Here is a 3,306-nt window from a genome sequence, read left to right on the forward strand (position 1 = left end):
AGCATGGCCTTGCCGCCCCAGCCGTTGCCGCCGTCGCGGGTGGTGGAGGCCGAGGCCTCGAAGGCGGCGCCGAAGGCATCCAGGTCGGGCTTGCGGGTCAGGGTGCGGACGGTGCCGCCCATGGAGCCTTCGCCGAACAGGGTGCCCTGCGGCCCCTTGAGGATCTCCACCCGGTCGATGTCCCAGGAACGGACCTCCGGGTACCAGGGCACGGTGACGCCGGTGAAGGGAATGTCGTCCAGGTAGTAGCCGTTGTCGTTGCCGCCCAGCGAACTGGACACACCGCGGATCTGCACCTGGGTGAAGCCGCCGCCGTTGTCGACCGAGCCGGCGCCGGGAGTCATGGCGATGATCTCGGCGACCTTGGTGATGCCCATGGCGTCGATCTGCTCGCCGGTGATGGCGGTCATCGCGATCGGCACGTCGATCTGCCGCTCGTCGCGCTTGCGGGCGGTGACCTTCACCGCTCCCAGGTTGGTGGCTTCGCCCTGCTGGGGCGAGGTGCTGGATTCGTCGGCGAGCGCCGGGACGGCGATCAGCGTGGCCAGGCACAGCAGGATGCCCTGGCTCAGGCGGGTGCGGGGGGCGGGTGTCCTGACTCTGGCGTGCGGAAGGGAATTCACGGTTGCAGTCCTCGTTTTCGTCATCGGGATGGCACAGGACGGTCATTGCCCTGTAACTTCCTCTACGAACGAGGAGACGCTTCCGGAAATGTTTCTCTTGCAATCTTCCCGCGTTGCGATGGCATTTCAGTTTTGCCCTCCTGCTTCGTATAAGCAGATATGGACGGCCACAAACATTCCCTGACGGGCGAACCGCACGACTCCCGGACCGACGCAGCGCCGACGGGGGCCGAAGCGCTGGTACGCAATTTCAACAAGGCGTTGATACGCTCGCTGCAGCAGCGGCTGGGGTCGTACGAAGATGCCCGCGACATCGCCCAGGAGGCCTATGCGCGGCTGCTCAACCTTGGGCAGGAGCAGACCGCCAGCTACCACCGCGCGCTGCTGTTCAAGATCGCGCAGAACCTGGCCACCGACATGCTGCGGCGCCGGGCGTATACCGAACTGCCGGAGCCGGACGACCTGGGGCTGTGGCCGGATCCGGCATCGGATCCGGAGCGCTCGTTGCGCGCGACGCGGATACTGGAGCAGTTGCCGGCGTTGCTGGCGGAACTGCCGCCCAATTGCGCCGAAGCCTTCCGCCTGGTGCGTTTCCGGCAATACAGTTTCAGGGAGGCTGCCGAACGCCTCGGGGTCACCGAGCGCATGGTGAGGATCTATCTGGCCAAGGCATTGGCCCTGTGCCAGTCGAGGCTGGACGGGATCGGGGAGGAAGGACGATGAACAACCAGGATGGGTTTTCCCGCCAGCGGATCGTCGAGCAGGCCGCCGACTGGGTCGTGCGGCTGCAGGACGAGGATCTTTCCTATGAGCAGATCGAGCAGTGGAACCAGTGGATGGAAGCATCCGCCGAGCATGCCCGCGCCTTCGACGACGTCAGCCTGATGTGGCAGGCCGCTGCGCGATTGCCGGAAGACCTGCTGCCGCCATCGCGGCTGTCGCGTGGCGAGGGGGCGACTGTCGTGCAGGAGCGTGCGCGGCCATCTCCCGCGCAACGCACGGGGCGGTGGCGATGGGTGCGGTGGGCCGCAGCGGCTGCGGTCGCCTGCATGGGCATCGGACTGGGTGCGATGCAGGTGCTCGACCGCGTTGGCGTCGCTGCCGATGCGGTCCAGGTCTATGCCACCGCCAGGGGCGAGCGGGGGCATTACGTCCTGGAGGATCGTTCGCAGGTCGACCTGGGACCCGGAAGCCAGCTGCGCGTGCAGATCGGCCCGGCGCGGCGGCAGCTCGAACTGGTCGCCGGACAGGCGTATTTCTCCGTCGCCAGGGATGCCGCGCGTCCCTTCGAGGTCCGTGCCGGCGGGCTGATCGCGCAGGCACTGGGAACACGCTTCGCGGTCGAACAGCGGGCCTCGGGCGTCGCCGTCACGGTGACCGAAGGACATGTGCAGGTCAACGATGTCTCCCCCGACATGGCCGGACGCAAGACGGTACAGCTCGTCGCCGGGCAACAGACCGCGCTGGGTACCGCGGGCGGCCTGAGTGCGCCGCATGCCGTCGATGCGCGCGATGCCCTGGCCTGGATGGACGGCAACGTGGTGTATGCCGGCGAACCGCTGGGCAACGTCGTCGCCGATCTGAACCGCTACTCGGCCATACCGGTGACCCTGGGCGATGGTTCGCTGGCGGACCGTCCGGTGACGGGGCGCTGGTCGACCCGCGATGTCGATGCCTGGCTGGAGGGAATGGCCAGGGCCTTCTCGCTGGACGTCGTGCGGTCCACGGACGGCATCGTGCTGGAACCGCGCGCGGACGAGGTCGAACGATGACGCGGCATCCGCACCACGAGTAGGAGGCACGGCATCGGCCGCTGGACCGGACAACGGGAGACGGTGATGGCGTGGCGCCGGAGGCTTCTGGCGTCGCTGGGCGCGTGCGGCTGCGGCATGGCGCTTGCCGCGCCGGGGGAACTGTCCGGAGCGGTGGAGTTCGATATCGCGGGGCCGACACTGGACGCGGCCCTCATCGATTTTTCCAGACAGTCGCGGATACAGGTGTTCTCCAGTTGCGTGGGACGGCAGAAGGTCCCGGTGGTGCGCGGATACCTGGAGCCGCGGCAGGCGCTGGAGCGGCTGTTGGCCGGCTCGGGATGCGGTTACAGCGTGCTGGGCGCCGATGCGGTCAGCATCCAGCCGCAGCCAGCCCGGTCGGAGGCGGTTGCGCCTGCGGCGGTGCAACGGACCGCCGACATGCCGACGGTGCTGAGCATGGTCGGCATGCGGGTCACCGCCCGCAAGCGCGACGAGCGGCAGATCGACGTGCCGATCGCGATGACCGCCATCACCGGCGAGCAGATCGACGCCATGGGCATCACCAAGGTCGCCGAGATCATCGCCATGACCCCCGGCGCCGGCTCGGTCGACAACGGCATGGGTTTCACCCAGGTGCAGATCCGCGGCGTGTCCAGTTCGCTGGGCGGCAACGACAACGGCTACTACCTGGATGACATTCCCTTCACCGGGGTCACCGTGCCCTGGTACCCGGAGGTCCGTTCCTGGGACATCGACCGGGTGGAGATCCTCAAGGGGCCACAGGGCACCCTGTTCGGCGAAGGCTCCATGGGCGGCACCGTCCGCACCCTGACCCGCAAGCCCGACCTGGATGCCTTCGGCGCCGCCTTCGAGGCCTCGGCCTCCACCACCCGCGACGGCGGCAACGGCTGGGGCGGCAAGGCCATGCT

Annotated in this window: 4 protein-coding genes; 3 read left to right on the plus strand and 1 reads right to left on the minus strand. The window is 68.1% G+C overall.

Annotation, left to right across the window (positions count from 1 at the left end; genetic code table 11):
* Window positions 1-623, minus strand: a 623-nt coding sequence (locus AC1DGW_RS16750) for a TonB-dependent receptor plug domain-containing protein (RefSeq protein WP_478025171.1), incomplete at its 3' end; no start/stop codon positions are given.
* Window positions 624-782: 159 nt separating this feature from the next.
* On the opposite strand from AC1DGW_RS16750, the gene AC1DGW_RS16755 reads away from it, so the two are divergent.
* From AC1DGW_RS16755 to AC1DGW_RS16765, 3 genes are all read left to right on the plus strand, one after another.
* On the plus strand, window positions 783-1,346 hold the full coding sequence (locus AC1DGW_RS16755) for an RNA polymerase sigma factor (protein ID WP_478025173.1): 564 nt from the start codon (window positions 783-785) through the stop codon (window positions 1,344-1,346).
* Window positions 1,343-2,395: a FecR family protein gene (locus AC1DGW_RS16760; RefSeq protein WP_478025175.1), complete on the plus strand. Its 1,053-nt coding sequence runs from the start codon at window positions 1,343-1,345 to the stop codon at window positions 2,393-2,395. Before AC1DGW_RS16755 ends, AC1DGW_RS16760 begins: the two co-directional genes overlap by 4 nt.
* A gap of 66 nt (window positions 2,396-2,461) precedes the next feature.
* Window positions 2,462-3,306, plus strand: an 845-nt coding sequence (locus AC1DGW_RS16765) for an STN domain-containing protein (protein WP_478025177.1), incomplete at its 3' end; no start/stop codon positions are given.

Source organism: Stenotrophomonas sp. 05N423, assembly GCF_056397145.1.